The organism is Peribacillus sp. FSL K6-5616, from assembly GCF_038008245.1.
Taxonomy (GTDB): Bacteria; Bacillota; Bacilli; order Bacillales; family DSM-1321; genus Peribacillus; species Peribacillus frigoritolerans.
This window is the reverse complement of the sequence record NZ_JBBOYT010000001.1, coordinates 1,326,532-1,342,506: the sequence shown is the minus strand read 5'-3', so window position 1 is coordinate 1,342,506 and position 15,975 is coordinate 1,326,532. Positions and strand designations below refer to the sequence as shown.

Below are 15,975 nucleotides of genomic sequence, written 5' to 3'. Positions count from 1 at the left end.
TGATCATATGACCTTTTATGTTTTAATCTAAACCACGTCTATTATTAATCATTTCCAATAAATCATTTTATTTCCTCAAAATAATTATTTTAGTATAATTATGTATGTGAAAATGGTAAAAATAAATGATGCGGGGTTCGATATTCTTGCTTAAAGTAAATAATTTTACCCTTTATATGAAAATATTACAAGATTGTAAAAGATTCACCTGTAAAATCACACCATAATTCATATGGTTTGTGCAATAGCGGATTACTCCTCTTTCAATAGTGCATATTAACTAATTTATCATCAATGAAAATGCCGTTTCAATGAGAAGACCTCCTGAAAAAGAAAATGGAATCGAGGGACGGATTCCCTGATTCCATTTACATATGATAGCTTCTATTTAATCGAATTGATGACTGCCCGCCCATACATCTTTTTAGTTACTTGATAGTACAGCAGTTGAAAAAGAAAATACGTTGCGATGACCATGGCCGAGTAGACAAACAAATTCGATCCCAATAAATTGCTTAATGCCACGTAGGCGACTATGGCATGAATCACCCCTATCAGAAAAGGAGCGAAAAAGAGGATGCGTATTTCGGCACTTAAAATTTGCCGTATTTCTTTTTTTGTCAACCCCAATCGATGAAGGGCATGGATTTGGATTTTTTTTATCTTCTAAATTCGTAAAAACTCTAAGATACATCATGCTCCCTTGGACGATAAAGAATAATAGACTGACAAACAAGCCTATAAAAAGAATCAATATGCTACCCTGTTTCATTTCTTGATAAATCGGAGCTCTTGTTTGCAGTTGATTATGATTAGGATTATTAGACATTTGTTCGATTTCACTAGATGTTTCCATTGATTCTTCCCAATCTTTAACTTCATACCCCCGTACTCTTGCCATCTCTTTTAATGGCACATCAGCTGTGATTTCATGATACAGCTGATCATCAACCACCATCAGGGTCGTTGCCGCTTTTATGGGTGCGACTATCGATTGATTGCGCTGACCAATCATTGTTACCTGAATGGTTCGATTGCCAAAGTGCAGCTCCTTTTGTTCTCCCTTATGGACGAATTGATAGTCCAGTCCTCCATAAGGAAAAATGTATAATGCTTCTTTTCCAGATAACTTTGCTGGTTCAATTTTTCGTAATGCAGCCGTATTGTTATAATCACTTTCCGAGATTAATAATGACCTATTTTCACTGGATTCTCCCGTTCTCATATGGGGTAGCATGTGGGTGATGGGCACACCAGTCATATTTACTTCGTAAAGGATCTTGAATCCATCTTCCTTTAATGTTTTCTCCACTGCGGATGGTTCAATAACTGAATAAACAGAAGCGTCATTTTCAACCCAGCCAATTGATTGCGGAATGTTATCCATCCCTTGCTTTTTTAAATCTGCACTGAACATGAAGAGTGTTCCAGCAGCTGTCAAAATCACGGCTGTAATGATCGAGGTCAAAAAGAATAACCTGGAATAGTCCTTAATATTGAATATCAGGTTTGTTTGAGTAATTAAATTCGTTCCGCCATATAAGCTTTTCTTCTTCCGGTAAAGCCTGCTGCATAGAGCGACAATGCTTTGGCTGAATAAAAAATAGGTGCCGATCAGTACGAAGAATACTATGGGCAATACTCGATAAGAATTGTTCAACGACATCGTACCTGCCAAATAATAAGAAATGCTTAAGCAAACTGCTGATAATGCAACTAACCACTTTGAAACGAAGGGAGTCTTTTTGGGTTTTTGTTTATCTTTTAGTAAATCGACTACCTCCGCATTTCCTATGTGGAACAATGAAAGGAGCGATAATAGCTGAAATAGCAAAATGAAACCAACAATGGTATAAACAAAGGCCTCAGGGACAATGACAAACGATATTGGTTGCTCTACAGCCAGTAACCAAGAAACTGCCATTAAGAATAACTTTGAGAACAAAAACCCTAAGCCTACTCCAATCAGGATAGATATGAGGGAAACCATCGTTTGCTCCAGGTAAATCAGTTTTCTAAGTTGGGATTTGGACATTCCAAGCAGTGTCAGCAGCCCAAACTCTTTTTTTCGCGGCTGTATCATTCGTATAAGCGATAAAAAAAACTGAAAATATGATGATCACTATTTCAGCTGCAATGAGTCCCTTACTAATTAACTGTCCCCCTGGAATATTCGCATGGACCACATCTGGATGAAAGATAAATGATGCGTAAATAAAAAAGATTGAGACTGAAAGGACAATACTGAAAAAATAAGCTAGATAACGTTGTGCATTTCCTTGGATATTCCTCTTAGCGAGAAGTCGGATGTTCATGATAGACTCCTCCCAAAACGCTTAACGTATCTAAAATCCTTTGATGGAAGCTCTGTCTTTCCCCTCCGCTGTGAACCTCCGAAAAGAACTTGCCATCCTTTATGAATAGGATCCGGTCACAGAAACTGGCTGCAGTCGGATCATGAGTGACCATGAGGATGGTTGCTCCCTTTTTCTCCTGAAGTGTCGTGAGGGAATCCATTACCTGCTTGGCAGATTTGGAATCCAAATTACCAGTAGGTTCATCCGCTAAAATAATGGAAGGCTCATGAATCATCGCTCTTGCACAAGCCGTTCGTTGCTGCTGACCTCCAGAAATTTCAAAAGTCCTCTTTTCTAAAATCCCTGCTATACCAAGAAGGCTTGCCAACTGATTTACCCTATATTCCATTTCCTGCAGTTTATAATGACCTAACGCTAGAGGAAGGAGGATATTTTCGCGAACGGTAAGTGTTTCAAGAAGGTTGAAGTCTTGAAAAACAAATCCAATTTCCCTCCTGCGAAACAATGCCAGGTCCTGATTGTTTAATTCATTAGGATTTTGATCATTTAGAATGACTTTACCTGTGGTGGGCTTATCAATCGTGGCCATTAAGTTAAGCAGAGTGGTTTTCCCGCTGCCAGATGGACCCATCACACCGACAAATTCCCCTTTCTGTACATTCATGGTGAAATTATGTAACGCCTTATGAATTAAATTCCCCTGCTTTTGAAAATAAGTTTTGGATAGTTGTTCCGCTTTTAAAATCGACATCCGAAAATACCTCCCTTTCTTACCGTAAGTATAATGAATAAAGCGGGAGGCTCCCATCGAAGTTTATTACATAATCGTTTAGCACCCTTACAATTCTGTCACCTTTCATGTAAGATATTTGTCTTAAAGAGAAACTCCACAGTAGTCCCTTCGGATACAGTCGATTGGATGGTAACGACATGCCCAAGTCTATTAACGATTTCCTTCACAAGATATAGTCCCATTCCGGTTGACTCTTGTTTGACTCGCCCGTTCTCACCAGTAAAGAATGGATCAAACACCCGTTTTACATCTTGTGGGACGATACCTATTCCCTGATCTGTTATCCTAAGGAAAATCTCCGACTCTTTTTCAATGATATTGAACGTTATGCTGTCATGCTCTTCCTGCCTTGAATACTTCAGTGCATTAAAGACAACCTGACTAATGGCGAAGTGGAGCCACTTACGATCCGAATGCACATATACATTCTCATGCTCCATTTCAAGCCTGGGATATATGAACCGTTTGATGAACTGTTTTTTTTCCTCGTTAATTACTTGCTTGACCAGATTAATTAAGTCAACCCGCTCCGATTTTACATCCTCCGAAAAACGCTGCAGCCTTGCTCCATGCAATATAATTTCCAGCCCTCTGTGAAATCGATCATTCTCTTCTTCTATCTCTTTAAGATAATCCTTCATCGGCTCATTCGAAAATGTCCTTTTGCCTTCTTGAATCAGTAAGGAAATGACTGAAACAGGTGTCTTCATTTGATGAACCCATTGATGAATCAACAGCTCATATTGCTCCTGCTGTTTGATTTGTTCTTGTAACTGCCCAATAGTTACCTTGTTCATTTGATGAAAAAGTTCCATCCACAACTTTTGTTCATTTGTCAAAGGTTCCCTAAAGGCTTCGACATATTCAAAAGACAAGCTCGGTTCTTGCTTCATCCTTGCTAATTGATTAAGGAAACGGTATTGCCTTATGTAATCGGCGGCTAAAAATATAAGCATCATAAAAAACGCGAGAATAATTAAATAGATGATATTTGAAATCGATATGTGATTCCCCGCTTCCAGAACGGCTAATGCACAAGCAATGATAAGCAGGCTTACCAGTAGAACGGTATAAAATATAAAATAAAGACGGTCTTTAATAAAGGATTTCAGCTTCACTTTTCTTCACCTTGCACTATTTTTAGTCGATATCCTTTTCCCCTGCTAGTTGTTATGGCATGCTTGATGCCAATATCCTCAAGTTTTCTCCGTACCCTTGTGACATTGACGGTCAATGTATTGTCATCAACAAATGAATCATCATTCCATAATGCTTCAAGTAACTCTTCACGAGAGACGATGGTGTCATACTGTCGTAGTAAACAACTCAATAATTTCAACTCATTTTGAGTTAACGTTACCTGATTGTCTTGATATTCGATCATCGCTTTTTCCGTATAAAGCGTTAATCCCTCCATTTCCTTTACTTGTTGGTGGAATGAAGATATATCCGCATATTCACCATACACCCTACGTAGGACACTCTTTATTTTCGCCAATACCACTTCCAAATGAAACGGTTTTGTTAAATAGTCATCTCCCCCGTATTCAATGGCCATGACTTGGTTCATTTCATCTGTCCTTGCAGAGATGAATATGACAGGAACCTTCGAAACCGTCCTTATTAGCCGACACCAATGGAACCCATCATAATAGGGCAGATTAATATCCAATAAAACCAAATCTGGCTTTATATCTTGGAACTCCGCAAAAACTTGGTCCAGTTGCTTCACTTCAAAAACCTCATACCCGTACCTTTTTAAATAATTGATTAAGATTCCTGCTATTTTGAGATCGTCTTCAACCAATAATATTTTATACATTTTTATCTCCTCATTAACATGACAATAAAAACCCTTGAATGGCATGAGCCAATCAAGGGGATTACAATAAAATTAGATTTCCTCCGGGACTTTCAATCCCTCAATGAAGGATTTAAAACTCGATGCAACTTTATAAATGTTTTCATCCTGGCTTGATGGATCCGAATACCAACCCTGATCCCAGAAGTAAACTCCCTTTTCTTCTTCATTATTTATCAGCAAAATTTTACCTGCACATGTATCATTACCTATTATAATGCAATTCTTATGTAAGTCTTCTCTGTTTTCTTCATGCCATTTCTGTAAATCCAGTTCTTTATCTATAAGCTCTAATCCATAAAGTGCTTGTAAGCATACAAGTGTGTCTAATCCATCTACATAAAACTTACAGTTTTGAACCGTAGTTGTGCCGCCATTATGCTTAAGGAGAAATTGTTTATAATCTTCAGGAATTTCAAAACCCACAAATTCCTGAAAATTATTCACTGCTTCTTCTCTCGCTTTCCCATATCCAGTAATACTCACCATTGTATCGACTCCATTTCATTTTATTGTAGTAAAATCAATTGAACTAATTGCTGTTTATAAATACCTTTTCTTAATGGAGATCCTTTAAATATAAATTATTCATTATTGCTTTAGAAAATAATACTTTTTTTAAATATATTAACATAATTTTACTATCCTTTTCAGTATTTTCTGATATATTTTTTGACAATTTCGTTGCTTTTCACTAAGAAAATAGTTTTTTTAATCGAAGTTTTGTCGAAAAATCGATAAATCGTATACTTTCGCAGATAAATCAGAAGTTTTCGATGATATATCTCCATTTTCGAAGATATATTCCCGATTTCGCAGATAAAAATATTATTCTATAAAAAGGCGCCCACTTCATCTTCAAGATTGGGCGCCTTTTCTCTATTTATCAAACAATTTTATAGTCTTCATACGTAATTAATAACCTGCTCATAGAAACTGTCTCAGCACGAAGCTTATTCTTGTCACGACAATAAGCAATGATGGAACTATTAGGAACTTTAGCTGTACAATTCCATTTACTATATTTTTCATTATACCTAGAGGATATTTCGATAATCCCACCACGTACCTTTAACATCCTGCGTTCTACCAAGGGCATCAACTCCAATTCCGATAATAGTATATACCCTAAATCAGATAAAATATTCTCGAGGCCCATTCCGTCAAAGATTATGGACATTATAGCAAAACAAACATACAAGCAAAATAAAAAGGTTTCTGCTATAGATCTATTATTATAGGAATGACAAGGTAGAATGTCTCTAATACCCCTCTTTATTTAAGGTATTATAACCAGAATAATCTTAATATTCTTTTGGAATATTAAGATTATTCAAAAAAACCACCAAATAACTCTTAATTATTACGATAAAATTATATTCGTATCACAAAAGAAATATTTGAAATTAAGAGATTAGAGTCGTATGATTAGTAGTATCGGCGGAAAAAACATAAATCAAAATAATTAAGTTTAAAGGGGAATTAGATATGGTAGATGTAATCTCAAAACCTGAACATGAAACACTTAATATTTCTGCAAACCAAGAGCAATTGGATATCTTAGATCAGCTTTTAAAGCCTGAGGTTCAGGAATCATTGAACACTTTAGTCGAGCAGTTACCAAAACTGACTGAGTTAGTGAATATTTTAACAAAGTCTTATGATTTCGCTCAATCGGTTGCAACTGATGATGTGTTGAAAAATGATACGGTCAGCGCCATTTCGGAGATCGCGACACCTGTGGTCCATTCAGTGAAAGGGCTTGCGGCAAATGCCATCGAAGCTAAGGATCGTGCAGAAGCGAATAATGATGTGATCGGTCTTTTTGGTCTGTTAAAAATGATGAAAGATCCGCAAGCACAAAAGCTTTTCCGTTTCGCCCAAGCTTTCCTTGAAGTCTCTTCAGAACGTAAAAACCAAAAATAATTTGATAACTTTCAATCAGTAAGGACGGGGGATTAACTATGTCAAAACAAATCGTCATCTTAGGTGCAGGTTACGCAGGATTACTATCTGCCTTATCCGTACGTGAATATTACAAAAAGGATGAAGTGCAGGTTACAGTGGTGAACCAATTTCCGACGCACCAAATCATCACCGAATTGCACCGTCTTGCAGGCGGATCCATTTCTGAACAAGCCGTTTCCATTCCGTTGGAAAAGCTTTTCAAAGGAAAAGATATCGACCTTGTCATTTCCAAAGTGGAGTCATTCTCGGTTGATAATAAAGAAGTGAAACTTGCCAATGGTTCCACATTATCTTATGATGCCCTGGTTGTTGCTTTGGGAAGTCAAACAGGATTCTTCGGCATTCCGGGACTTGAGGAAAACAGCATGGTCTTGAAATCCGTAAATGATGCTAACAAGATTTACAAACATATCGAAGATCGCATCCGCGAATATTCTCAAACGAATAATGAAGCGGACGCAACCATCGTGATCGGCGGCGGCGGATTGACGGGCGTTGAGTTAATCGGTGAAATCGTGGACCATTTCCCTAAAATCGCCAAAAAGTTCGGAGTGGACTTCAAGGACTTGAAAATCAAGCTTGTGGAAGCTGGTCCAAAAATCCTTCCGGTCCTGCCTGATCACTTAATCGAACGTGCCATGACAAGCTTGGAAGCACGCGGCGTTGAATTCTTGACAGGTCTGCCTGTAACGGGTGTTAAAGGAAATCAAATCGAATTGAAAGATGGACAAACGATAACGGCCAATACGCTTGTTTGGACAGGCGGAGTTGCGGCTCTTCCTATCGTAGGCGAATCAGGCCTTGAAGTGGATCGCGGCAAAGCAACCGTCAATGAGTATTTGCAATCCAAATCCCATAAAGACGTATTCGTTGTCGGCGACAGTGCCGTTGCGTTCCCTCCAGAAGGCGGCCGTCCATATGCTCCTACTGCACAAAATGCTTGGCAAATGGGTGAGCTTGTTGGATACAACCTATATGCAGCCTTTGAAGGCAAGAAACTTGAAGTATTCTCACCTGTAAACTCAGGTACACTTGCGAGCCTTGGCCGTAAGGATGCAGTGGCAACCGTTGGGGCCAATAACACGTCCCTTAAAGGCCTGCCGGCTACATTGATGAAAGAAGCAAGTAATGTTCGCTACCTATCACACATCAAAGCCCTATTCAGCCTGGCTTATTAATTCTAAGATAAATCACAATAAAAGAGGACCATTCATCTTTTGATGAATGGTCCTCTTTTGAAATCAAATCTTTACTTGGTTGATGCTGAATCTAAGTGAAAATCCCTCAGGTAATTTAGCCTTTGTCAAAATCCTGGTTTCTTTCAAGCGTATATCATTATAAGAGGAGACTTCCAACAATTCTTCATCCATATAAGCAGGATGGGTCATTATCTCCACACTCTCCCCATCCATTATCCTCCCTTTCAAGTTTTGAAAGTAATCTTCAACCACCATTTCTCCATAAAAATCATCCAGGAATACATCTGTAACGGTTTGAATCCCTGCAAGGTGCCTTCCGGCATTACGCACTGGCAATCCATATTTATCTGACAGCTTTTTAATAACCGGTAGAAATGCTTTGATCCCGTGTACATGATGATGGCTGTCGAAATGAGTCGGGAATAGGCCAAATTCCAGGAATCTTTCGATTTGTGCTGACCACTCCCTCTCCAATTCGCTCAAGGAAATGCCGGCAGGATCCCCATATACCGTACCTTGCTTCTTAAAGAAACCAGATTCGTCAACCAAACTCGGAACATCACTCAACAAAGGTTTCCCCCATGTCAGGACTAAGTGAATACCTACCTTCAACGAGGCTGTTTTCTTGGCGATTTCAATCGCATGCTCCGTTGCTTTCGCATTCATCATGATCGTTGCCGAATTGACAATTCCATATTTGTGGCTATCCAAAATCCCATAATTCACCGCTTTAGTTAACCCGAAATCATCTGCATTTACAAGCACTTCTATCATGATAAATTATCCTGCAACTCCTTTTTTTCAAAAAACTGCGGCAAATAATCTTTATGTGCCTCCAGCATTTCATCCAAGATAAGTTTTGCAACCCGGTCGCTAGGAACGAGTGGATTGATCGTCATGGCAAGCAACGCAGTATCATAGTCCCCCGAAATTGCAGCTTCGATGGCTACCCTTTCAAAGGATTTGATTTGCTGAATTAATCCGCGGACAGCGACAGGAAGCTCTCCTACATTGATTGGTTTAGGACCATCCTTAGTTATCACGCAACTGGTTTCAATCGCCGATCCGTACGGGATGCCTTCAATCGCACCATGGTTGACCGTATTCACCGCTTGAATATCTCGCTTATCCGTATGCATCGAGCAAATCAACCGCACAGCCGCATCACTGTAGTAGGCACCTCCACGCTCTTCAAGCTGCGGTGGCTTGATAGCCAGATCTTGGTCTTTGTATAGCTCGAATAAGCCTGCTTCAAGTCTTTGAACGACCTCTGCACGTGTTTCCCCTTTTTCCGCATCCTTCAATTCTTGGGCCAGCACATCACCCGTTTTATAATAGTAGTTGTGGTATGGACACGGAAACAGGTTCAACGCTCTAAGGAATTCCGGCTCCCAGCCCATTGCATGGATATTCTTCATCGTGACAGCTTTAGCTGGATCCGTAATCAACTGGATGATTTGATCTTTGACACTCTCGCCATCAACGAATACATCCAAGCCGTAAACCATATGGTTCAACCCAGCAAAGTCGATACGGACCCTTGATGGCTCTACATCCATCAAATCCGCAACACCTCGTTCCATCCCAATCGGCACATTGCAGAGTCCGATGATTTTGGAAATATTACTGTGACGCAGAACTGCTTCCGTTACCATTCCTGCAGGATTCGTGAAGTTAATCAGCCATGCTTCCGGACATAATTCCTCCATCTCATGAGCAATATCCAGAATGACGGGAATCGTTCTAAAGGCCTTGAAAAGCCCGCCTGGTCCATTCGTCTCCTGTCCGATCACTCCGTGTTTCAATGGAATCTTCTCATCAAGAGCCCTGGCTGCTAGTTGCCCAACCCGCAGCTGGGTTGTTACATAATCAGCGCCTTTAAGCGCTTTCTTTCTATCCAGCGTGAGATGGACTTCAATATTCACTCCAGCCTTTTCAATCATCCTTCTTGCCAAATTCCCGACAATTTCAAGCTTTTCCTTTCCCGCTTCGATGTCCACGAGCCAAATCTCACTCACAGGAAGTTCTTCATGATATTTGATGAAACCTTCGATCAATTCAGGCGTATAGCTCGAACCTCCGCCAATCGTGACGATCTTCAACCCCTTGCTCATTCGGCAGCCCTCTCCTTCACAGCATCTGCATGTAAGAATTCTTCGCGTAGATCGATCATCTCAATTGCAAGATCTTTTACAGTCATCGCTGTCATTAAATGATCTTGTGCATGCACCAGGATAATGGGAAGATCAAAAGAGTCCCCGCCTGCCTCAGCATGGATTAATTGGGTTTGATATTTATGGGCTTGCAGTAATTCCGTTTCCGCCTCGGCGATTTTCAAACGGGCAGAATCAAAATCCTTCATCTTTGCCTCCTGCAACGCTTCCATTGCAAAGCTTCTCGCATTCCCGCTATATAAAATCAATTGAAAGGATAGCTGGTATAATTCTTCTTTTTCCATTTTTCATCACTACTTTCTTAAAGGCTTAGCGTTTCTGAATCTTTTGTAAGCTTTGTTTCATTTTTGGTGTCTATCTTCACTTGAGCATAAACGAATGGTAAATAAATAGCTGTTGAAATGACTAGATTGATTGCAGCCAGGACCGCTCCAGATACATGTCCGCCTGTGGCCAGGAATCCACCCACAATCGGCGGGGTAACCCATGGAATCTTAGCGACGATCGGGAAAACCATTCCGCTGCTTACCGCGATATAAGAGATCACCGTTGTAATTACTGGGCCGAGAACAAATGGGATGAACCACATTGGATTCAGAACGATAGGCAATCCGAAAAGAATGGGTTCGTTTATCTGGAACACTCCTGGCGCCCCTCCGAGTGCAATCATCTGTTTATACCGTTTCCGGCCGGCAATGATCATTGCAATGATGAGGCCCAGTGTTGCACCAGATCCGCCTAAATAAACAAATGCATCCAGGAAAGAACCCGCCAATACCCCGTATTGGTCCATGTCTTTGACGCCTTTTGCATATAAATCGATATTTTTCACTCCTGAACTTTCAAAAAGCGGTGTCGTTATCCCGCCAAGGATATTGGGTCCATGCAAACCGATCATCCATAATAAATGAACAAGAAATACTAGTAAAATAGCGAATGGCAATGAATCTACTGCACTTTGTAATGGAGATACGATCACTTTACTCAACCAGTCATTCAATACCTGCCCATCCGTAGCTTTACGGAACAGCAGTCCGAATACGCCAGCGATAAAGATCGTTGCCATCCCCGGCACTAACTTTGCAAATGAACGGGCTACCGCAGGAGGAACTCCATCAGGAAGCTTGATGACTAAATACTTCACTCGGGAAAGTCTCACAAAGATTTCAGTGGCTATCAAGGCAACGACAATTCCTGTAAAGAGGGCTGTAGCATTAAAATAGTTTACGCTTACAAAACCCCATGCCCCGCCAGTAACATCCTTATCATCGATAGTTAAAGTGACATTTCCGATTTGAGGCAATAGTAAGAAGAAACAGGCTGCGGATACCAGCATCGCTTCAAAACCATCGTCACCGTATGATCGTGCCAATTTATAAGAAATGCCGAATACAGCGAATACCGTCATGAATGCAAATGTTCCAAACCAAATATCACCGCCGAGCGTATTCCATGCAGGACCGAAGATGGCCTCCATCATTCTTCCGTAAGGCTTGATGACTTGCCCTAGATTATTAAACAGGACGGCGAATGACCCGATCATTGTAATCGCTATCATTCCAATCAATGCGTCACGAATCGCAAGCAAATGCCGGTTATTTCCTACCTTTACCGCCCCAGGCATAATATACTTATCAATAAAAGTCATCATATCCTTATTCTCCTTTTATTAAAGTAGTGGCTTGTTTTAGCACTTCTTCACCATTACATAGTCCATAGAACATCGGATTGATGGTTGCGACAGGAATTCCCTTTTCTTTCCCCGCTTCCTGTAGCTTGGAAAGAAGATATCTAACCTGCGGACCTAATAAAATCACATCGGCCTTATCTATTTCATTGTTAACTTCTGTAGAACCAACTGCCCATATATGACACTCTACCCCTTGTTTTTTAGCACTTTCCTCCATCTTGGTAACTAATAAACTAGTAGACATCCCTGCAGAACAACATAATAAGATATTCATTGAAATTACCCCCCTTTTTAATGATTGATTATTCAGTATTTTCAAGTGAGTTGAAACCGCTTTCTTATAAATAACCGATGTTACTTTTTTATCACTTCCTTTGAATGGAATGGGTATTATTGCCTCCATACATACATTGTAGTTACAAATTGGAAAAATATCAACACAAATTTAAATTTGTTACTAAAAATTTGTGAATTTAAGTTGATTATTGTACTTATCCGAGATAATCTATATGTATATATTGGGAATGAACATAGGAGGAATCACTGTGGAAACCATGAATAAAGAAGCGGCATTGCATTCCATAGTCAAGGAATCGATTATCGATCTCATAAAAAATGGCGAATATCAAACAAATACAAAATTACCGACCGAGGCTGAATTTTGTAAAATATACGGAGTAAGCAGGACAACTGTTCGCACGGCCTTACAGCAATTGAACGTCGAAGGCTACATTTACCGTGTTCAGGGCAAAGGGACTTTCGTTTCGGAAAATAAAGTGAAGCAATTTCTTTCAAGCACGGTTGAAAAGTTCTCTGAGCAAGTCACGATGCAAGGAAAAAACCCTTCTACAAAGGTCATTAGCTTAAAGGTGATCGAAGCAAACGCTACCCTTGCCAAGCTTTTTAAACAAAATATTGGAGACCCCGTAAATAAACTGGAACGGATACGTTACGTAAACGATATCCCCCTTCAATATGAAATTGCCTTTCTCCCTTGGTATAAAACACCCGGGCTTAATATCGAAGCCTGCGAAAAATCACTCTTTAAAGTACTTGAGACACAATTCAATTTAAAAGTAAAAAAAACGGTCGAACACTTGGAGTTTTCACTTGCCGACGATTCCATTTCTGACAAATTGGACGTACCGAACGGCTCACCTTGTTTTTCATTGGAAACTTACACATATGAGACTGACGGATCGGTCATTGAATTCTCTAAAACTCTCTTTAGAGGCGATCGCGCGCACTTTGTCATCGAGCGGAACTATTGAATATTATTATATAAAATAAGACGGCTGCCTTATTAATTAAGGCAGCCCGGACTGTAGACATACTCGATTTTTTTAGGGTTTTGTAAGATTGGAACGTTGAATTCCACTCCAGGCACTCGACTTCCGTAGGAGGCTCGAACACCGACTCCAATCAACTTAGTTTTAAAGTTTAGATAAAAACCCTTTTTTTGATAAAAGTAGGCTCGGAAGACTTTGTTACCCTTCATGTTTTTTACTTTTTTAATGGGTGAAACGTCATTGGATTGAAGAAATTTGCGCCACTCCTCCGAATAACTGGCTAGCCGAGACCCCACAGCCGCTTGCATTGATGAGGCTTTGCAGAAAAAGGGAACGGATTTCTGAAATCAACTGAAACAAACTTCATGCAAACTCGTTTTTCTTCTTGAGAGAGGCAATCATAACGATTGCCTCTCTTTTCGTTGTGTGTCCGGATAATTATTTACATACTTACAAATACACTCATTAAATGAGTGAATTTACAAATATAGCATAATATTAAACAAATAACGCGAAAGCAATAATCCGGACCGGGGAGGTGTGGTGCTTGTCGTTTAGTCTACATCCCCCCCTTTTTCCGCATACCGGATCCCTTTGCATCATTGTTTACAAGTCCAAATATAATTCGATATGAAAATGCCCCCAATTAATTCATTGAGGGCATCTCTACATCATCTTAGAATAAAGGTCCTTTTTCTCATGGCTCAAGCTGAATTTTACTTACTCCCCATTCTGATCAAGCCATTTTTTTGTGACAGCTATCATCTCTTCTTGTTGTTTCTTAGCTGAGATAGTCGCTTCATGATCTCCCTTTTGCTTTCCGTATACACCAAATTGACCGTGGTTTCCCCCCGCTATCTTATGCATGTTTGCCTCTTTAGATAGTAAGTGCTTTGTCTTCATAATCTTCTCTACTGTAGATAGCCCATCATATTCTGCATATAACGATAGCATAGGAACTTTCATTTTTGAAAAGTCATTCGAGTCACTGGGATATGAACCGAGGAGGATAATCCCTTCCACCTCTTTTGGATTTTCATAAGCATATGCGGTGGCGGCCACTCCTCCTAACGAGTGTCCAGCAACGTACCATTTCTCCACTGCTGGATATGCATCTTTAGCTTCCGTCGCTTTATTTTTATCAAACAAAGCGAAATTGAACCTTACATCCGGGATAACGACTGTATATCCCTCTTTCGCTAATTCTTTTGCATAATAACCGTATGCTTCGGGCTCAACCTTAGCACCTGGATACAGGACAATGCCCACTTTCTTGTTTTTTGTTGGTTCGAATGTGACAAACCCATTTTCCTTTTTTATATCCCCCTTTCCAACTAACGCATACAATTCATCTGATGGTTTGTATGTTTGTTCTGACCATATATAAAAGCCGCCGAAAGCGATAATCATTAATGCAAATATACTAACAAGAATATATTTAATGACTTTTTTCATTTTATACCTCACTATCCCTAAAATTTATTTCTAAGTACTTTTACTAACGCACATAGATACTCGTATTGCTCTTCATTTCCTTAGGGGCTATATAAAACGAACATTACGTCTAACTTCCTTCTCTTTTGAATATCTTATGTCATTTTCCTCATGTAGACGGATAAGTCATCTCTACTTAATCTAAAAAAGAATCAAGGCGCGAAAGAAGCTGGTTACCATGTATTTCAATGGTGCTTAACAGTAATATCGGTATTTATGGCAATGCTTCCATCCTTGTTTAAATATAAAGTTTCTTATGTAGACCCTTGAAACTTATAAAAAGGGCATAGAAAGCCTACCTATTATATTCTCCGAATAGGTATTTACAATCTTTCCGGAATATGAATTTCACAATAAACTAAAATTATAATTAAAAGGGCACTTTTATGTTTTGTTCTATTATAGTACGGAAAAAACAATATAGGGGGTGATGTAGTTGGATACTATTTTATATTTTTGTTATTAAATCGTTTATATGATTCTTTTTATCATGGGAATGGTGTTACTTCGACAGGACCGCAAACTCTTTTCGTATTCAAGCTTTCTTCTTCTAGTTACTTTTGGGCTTATCGTGGATAACTTAATTATTGCCTCGGGAAAGTTCATTGGTGATGGCCCTTTGTTAAAGTCATTAAATGCATTACGTTTTTGGAGTCATGGATTTATCACTCCCACATTGATCTTGTTTGGATGGGGAATGGCAAAAAGGATACATATTCCTTTTACAAAAAAAACGATAGCACCCTACTTTTTCCTTTTCCTTACAGCTGGGCTTATCATCTATGAATTTATTGAAAATATGCATAAGACATTTGTACCAATCTACGAGTATGGAGTTTTAAGATATGTTAGTGAGGAATCTTCGGGCCCACCTTTAATGGTACTTATTGTAACCTTTATATTATTGGTGATTAGCATCTACATATTTATAAGAACACGTTGGATTTGGATGCTTTTAGGGGCTATAGTCATGATAGTTGGAAGTGCCATTCCTATTCCCATAGGAAGTTCGGCTGTTACCAATGCATTTGAATTAATTTTTTTATGTTCACTATGGCTTACAAACTATAAACTAGAACCTCGCTCTTCATAGACAAAGTGATTCATCCTTAGAAATGGAAGGGCATAAAATTAAAGTGATAAAAAATGAAATAGGAGCATGCAAAAAGAAAAAAAGTAATAAGGATTT

General features: G+C 39.3%; 17 protein-coding genes. 4 read left to right on the top strand and 13 right to left on the bottom strand.

The window, feature by feature from the left end:
• Window positions 1-424: 424 nt before the first annotated feature.
• From MHB45_RS06480 to MHB45_RS06450, 7 genes are all read right to left on the bottom strand, one after another.
• Window positions 425-2,083: an FtsX-like permease family protein gene (locus tag MHB45_RS06480; RefSeq protein ID WP_142953070.1), complete on the bottom strand. Its 1,659-nt coding sequence runs from the start codon at window positions 2,081-2,083 to the stop codon at window positions 425-427.
• A complete protein-coding gene (locus MHB45_RS06475) occupies window positions 2,016-2,315 on the bottom strand; it encodes a hypothetical protein (protein ID WP_142953069.1) in 300 nt (99 codons plus the stop codon). The genes MHB45_RS06480 and MHB45_RS06475 overlap by 68 nt, the downstream gene beginning before the upstream one ends.
• Entirely contained in the window at window positions 2,293-3,069 is a 777-nt protein-coding gene (locus MHB45_RS06470; RefSeq protein WP_340907526.1) for an ABC transporter ATP-binding protein, read from the bottom strand. Before MHB45_RS06470 ends, MHB45_RS06475 begins: the two co-directional genes overlap by 23 nt.
• 98 nt (window positions 3,070-3,167) lie before the next feature.
• Window positions 3,168-4,229, bottom strand: a complete 1,062-nt coding sequence (locus MHB45_RS06465; protein WP_081088562.1) for a sensor histidine kinase — start codon at window positions 4,227-4,229, stop codon at window positions 3,168-3,170.
• Window positions 4,226-4,933, bottom strand: coding sequence for a response regulator transcription factor (locus MHB45_RS06460; protein ID WP_048689149.1), 708 nt, complete (start codon window positions 4,931-4,933; stop codon window positions 4,226-4,228). The genes MHB45_RS06465 and MHB45_RS06460 overlap by 4 nt, the downstream gene beginning before the upstream one ends.
• Before the next feature lie 72 nt (window positions 4,934-5,005).
• A complete protein-coding gene (locus MHB45_RS06455; protein ID WP_081088561.1) occupies window positions 5,006-5,461 on the bottom strand; it encodes an SMI1/KNR4 family protein in 456 nt (151 codons plus the stop codon).
• 397 nt (window positions 5,462-5,858) lie between these two features.
• Complete coding sequence (locus MHB45_RS06450) at window positions 5,859-6,152, bottom strand: hypothetical protein (RefSeq protein ID WP_142398553.1); 294 nt, start codon at window positions 6,150-6,152, stop codon at window positions 5,859-5,861.
• Between the two features lie 308 nt (window positions 6,153-6,460).
• Between MHB45_RS06450 and MHB45_RS06445 the strand changes: the two genes are divergently transcribed.
• Window positions 6,461-6,898, top strand: coding sequence for a DUF1641 domain-containing protein (locus MHB45_RS06445; protein WP_048883030.1), 438 nt, complete (start codon window positions 6,461-6,463; stop codon window positions 6,896-6,898).
• A gap of 38 nt (window positions 6,899-6,936) precedes the next feature.
• Window positions 6,937-8,118, top strand: coding sequence for an FAD-dependent oxidoreductase (locus tag MHB45_RS06440; protein WP_161922677.1), 1,182 nt, complete (start codon window positions 6,937-6,939; stop codon window positions 8,116-8,118).
• A gap of 63 nt (window positions 8,119-8,181) precedes the next feature.
• On the opposite strand, the gene chbG is transcribed toward MHB45_RS06440, so the two are convergent.
• Genes chbG through MHB45_RS06415 form a run of 5 tightly spaced genes read right to left on the bottom strand, consistent with a single transcriptional unit; the run spans window position 8,182 to window position 12,406 of the window.
• Window positions 8,182-8,913, bottom strand: a complete 732-nt coding sequence (gene chbG / locus MHB45_RS06435) for a chitin disaccharide deacetylase (protein WP_072272745.1) — start codon at window positions 8,911-8,913, stop codon at window positions 8,182-8,184.
• The gene (locus MHB45_RS06430; protein ID WP_048684678.1) at window positions 8,910-10,253 is read right to left on the bottom strand and encodes a 6-phospho-beta-glucosidase; all 1,344 of its coding nucleotides are present in this window, start codon (window positions 10,251-10,253) and stop codon (window positions 8,910-8,912) included. The genes chbG and MHB45_RS06430 overlap by 4 nt, the downstream gene beginning before the upstream one ends.
• Complete coding sequence (locus MHB45_RS06425) at window positions 10,250-10,597, bottom strand: PTS lactose/cellobiose transporter subunit IIA (protein ID WP_048684681.1); 348 nt, start codon at window positions 10,595-10,597, stop codon at window positions 10,250-10,252. Before MHB45_RS06425 ends, MHB45_RS06430 begins: the two co-directional genes overlap by 4 nt.
• A 17-nt stretch (window positions 10,598-10,614) precedes the next feature.
• Window positions 10,615-11,964 carry a PTS sugar transporter subunit IIC gene (locus tag MHB45_RS06420; protein WP_048684683.1) on the bottom strand — a complete coding sequence of 450 codons (1,350 nt, stop codon included), beginning with the start codon at window positions 11,962-11,964 and terminating at the stop codon, window positions 10,615-10,617.
• A gap of 4 nt (window positions 11,965-11,968) precedes the next feature.
• Window positions 11,969-12,406 carry a PTS sugar transporter subunit IIB gene (locus MHB45_RS06415; protein WP_072272744.1) on the bottom strand — a complete coding sequence of 146 codons (438 nt, stop codon included), beginning with the start codon at window positions 12,404-12,406 and terminating at the stop codon, window positions 11,969-11,971.
• A 151-nt stretch (window positions 12,407-12,557) separates the two neighbouring features.
• On the opposite strand from MHB45_RS06415, the gene MHB45_RS06410 reads away from it, so the two are divergent.
• Window positions 12,558-13,274 carry a GntR family transcriptional regulator gene (locus tag MHB45_RS06410; protein WP_048684935.1) on the top strand — a complete coding sequence of 239 codons (717 nt, stop codon included), beginning with the start codon at window positions 12,558-12,560 and terminating at the stop codon, window positions 13,272-13,274.
• A 738-nt stretch (window positions 13,275-14,012) separates the two neighbouring features.
• Here MHB45_RS06410 and MHB45_RS06405 read toward each other — a convergent pair.
• On the bottom strand, window positions 14,013-14,747 hold the full coding sequence (locus MHB45_RS06405; RefSeq protein WP_072272743.1) for an alpha/beta fold hydrolase: 735 nt from the start codon (window positions 14,745-14,747) through the stop codon (window positions 14,013-14,015).
• A 610-nt stretch (window positions 14,748-15,357) separates the two neighbouring features.
• On the opposite strand from MHB45_RS06405, the gene MHB45_RS06400 reads away from it, so the two are divergent.
• Entirely contained in the window at window positions 15,358-15,879 is a 522-nt protein-coding gene (locus MHB45_RS06400) for a hypothetical protein (protein WP_340907520.1), read from the top strand.
• Window positions 15,880-15,975: the final 96 nt, after the last annotated feature.

Coding starts and splice junctions, on each gene's coding strand:
- MHB45_RS06440 (WP_161922677.1), top strand. CDS start 6,937: ATGTCAAAACAAATCGTCATCTTAGGTGCAGGTTACGCAGGATTACTA.
- MHB45_RS06430 (WP_048684678.1), bottom strand. CDS start 10,253: ATGAGCAAGGGGTTGAAGATCGTCACGATTGGCGGAGGTTCGAGCTAT.
- MHB45_RS06445 (WP_048883030.1), top strand. CDS start 6,461: ATGGTAGATGTAATCTCAAAACCTGAACATGAAACACTTAATATTTCT.
- MHB45_RS06475 (WP_142953069.1), bottom strand. CDS start 2,315: ATGAACATCCGACTTCTCGCTAAGAGGAATATCCAAGGAAATGCACAA.
- MHB45_RS06410 (WP_048684935.1), top strand. CDS start 12,558: ATGAATAAAGAAGCGGCATTGCATTCCATAGTCAAGGAATCGATTATC.
- MHB45_RS06470 (WP_340907526.1), bottom strand. CDS start 3,069: ATGTCGATTTTAAAAGCGGAACAACTATCCAAAACTTATTTTCAAAAG.
- MHB45_RS06480 (WP_142953070.1), bottom strand. CDS start 2,083: ATGATACAGCCGCGAAAAAAAGAGTTTGGGCTGCTGACACTGCTTGGA.
- MHB45_RS06460 (WP_048689149.1), bottom strand. CDS start 4,933: ATGTATAAAATATTATTGGTTGAAGACGATCTCAAAATAGCAGGAATC.
- MHB45_RS06415 (WP_072272744.1), bottom strand. CDS start 12,406: ATGGAGGCAATAATACCCATTCCATTCAAAGGAAGTGATAAAAAAGTA.
- MHB45_RS06405 (WP_072272743.1), bottom strand. CDS start 14,747: ATGAAAAAAGTCATTAAATATATTCTTGTTAGTATATTTGCATTAATG.
- MHB45_RS06420 (WP_048684683.1), bottom strand. CDS start 11,964: ATGATGACTTTTATTGATAAGTATATTATGCCTGGGGCGGTAAAGGTA.
- MHB45_RS06425 (WP_048684681.1), bottom strand. CDS start 10,597: ATGGAAAAAGAAGAATTATACCAGCTATCCTTTCAATTGATTTTATAT.
- MHB45_RS06455 (WP_081088561.1), bottom strand. CDS start 5,461: ATGGTGAGTATTACTGGATATGGGAAAGCGAGAGAAGAAGCAGTGAAT.
- MHB45_RS06450 (WP_142398553.1), bottom strand. CDS start 6,152: ATGTCCATAATCTTTGACGGAATGGGCCTCGAGAATATTTTATCTGAT.
- chbG (WP_072272745.1), bottom strand. CDS start 8,913: ATGATAGAAGTGCTTGTAAATGCAGATGATTTCGGGTTAACTAAAGCG.